Raw genomic sequence first — 1,828 nt, forward strand, 5'->3', positions numbered from 1 at the left:
TAACAACACGCCCTGAGGTGGACGACTAGTAAAATTTAGCTATTAATTGCAAATTTTAATAGTGGTGAACCTCTGCGTTTTAAGGCCGCTAAATACGTCGATTCATCGTAGGGTGTATTCGTTTTCCAACATCTAAATACAATCCTTATCCATTTAAATGCCAGTGATCTAATAATGCTGTTATGCGGCTTACCCTTGGCTTTTTGTTGCTCATAATACGCTTTAGCCCAAAACGAATAACGAATAGAAAAGCCTGCCCATTCCACAAATGTTTGCCTTAAAAAAGTAGGGCAACTATAACGCCAATGAGTCCACATTTTTTGACCACTGCGCTCAATAACAGGCGCTATACCAGCGTACTTTTGAAGCTCTGCAGCATCATTATAACGCGCACGATTACTACCAAAAGCAACTAGTAAACGTGGGGCGAGTTGTGGGCCTGCACCGGGTAAGCTATCAAATATCTTTTTATCCTGGTGGGTTTTATAAGCCGATTTTATTGCTTTATCGAGCTTTTCAATGCCCTTTAATAACACTTTAAATTGCGTGATAAGCACTCCAACGAGCATTTGATTAGGCACAATTACTCCTTCGTCCAGAGTTAATGGCATCGCATTTTTAATACTGTCTAGTCGTGCATTATTGACCGCGCAATAGTGTGAGTTATGACTCTCAAAAAAGTCGAGTAAAGTCTGTTTTCTTGCTTTTTTAACCGCAGTGAGTGACGGCCATTTCTGAATGAAGTCGCAGAATATATACGTGTCCTTTTCTTTAAACCATTCAAGTGCCTGCGGGTAATAATTTTTTAATGTCGCTGTTATTTTATTGGATAAATCGACACTGTCTTGCACTAAACTTCGGCGATATTCAACAAGCTGAGACAGCGAACGCATAGCAGCTGACTCGGGCTCAATGACAGACAGCTTGTCCATATGTAACGTGAGAATTTCAACTTGTAGAAAGGCATCTGATGGGTCATCTTTTGCGCCACTGGGCTTAAAAGCCTGGCGGTATTTAGCAACAGCACAAGGATTAACGGTAAATAAAGTAAGGTGGTCGTATTTAGCTAATGCATAAATAAGCGGCCCTTTTTTAAGCTCGCAAACAATCGCTATTTTCTGCTTTGGATAACGTTGTTTAATATCCATAGCCCATTCATGCAACGCTTCAGGTGTGTGTTTAATAACGGTGTAATGATATTTATTAGTGCCTGTTGGGTGTTCACAAATATCATGTTTTTTATCGGCCCAGTCAATGCCAATGAGTACAGCAAAATTATCAACGTTATATGCTTTCATTTTATAGCGCCTACGGTTAAAGTTAAGGACGGAATGTGCTTAAATCTCGTTTCTCGCAGGTCTTATAGATAGTCTTGGTCGGCAATCCCTGAGTATGCGTTTTGAAATCGAGGTGCTCTGTTGGCTCGAACGTCTTGTTAAAAACATTGGATGTTTGTCATTCAATATTCGTAACCAACAGAAGCATATTCCACTTAACATAATAGTCAGTTACTTTTAAATTAAGTGGCTTGGTCGAACTATAAGTCACTCAAAAGGACAAATAACAGTTGGCTATTTACTCCTTCGTCGTCTATTTTAGCCAACCATTATTTGCCTCTTAGTGAGGCGTTGAGGCTGTAGAATTACTCTTTTTAGGAACGTATCCAACTATTCTTGATTGGTTGCTTTTTAACCTTGAATCCATCTGTTCGCTGTGATCTAATAGATATTATTCACCCACGGTAAACTGTTATGGCTAACTACAAGCCTGACTTATCCTGTCAAAATAAATTCATTCCTATCAATTTCGCTGAGCAAATTCTGCCTGG

The 1,828-nt window shown here is 39.5% G+C and carries 1 protein-coding gene; it reads right to left on the reverse strand.

Features of this window, described 5'->3' with window-relative positions:
- Nucleotides 1–35 precede the first annotated feature (35 nt).
- Nucleotides 36–1,298, reverse strand: coding sequence for an IS110 family transposase (locus tag L647_RS0119745; protein WP_024612558.1), 1,263 nt, complete (start codon nucleotides 1,296–1,298; stop codon nucleotides 36–38).
- Nucleotides 1,299–1,828: the final 530 nt, after the last annotated feature.

It is taken from the genome of Pseudoalteromonas sp. TB64 (genome assembly GCF_000498095.1).
Taxonomy (GTDB): domain Bacteria; phylum Pseudomonadota; class Gammaproteobacteria; order Enterobacterales; family Alteromonadaceae; genus Pseudoalteromonas.

What these genes read in the sequence shown, in the direction of transcription:
- L647_RS0119745 (WP_024612558.1), bottom strand. Translation starts at nt 1,298, where the DNA reads ATGAAAGCATATAACGTTGATAATTTTGCTGTACTCATTGGCATTGAC.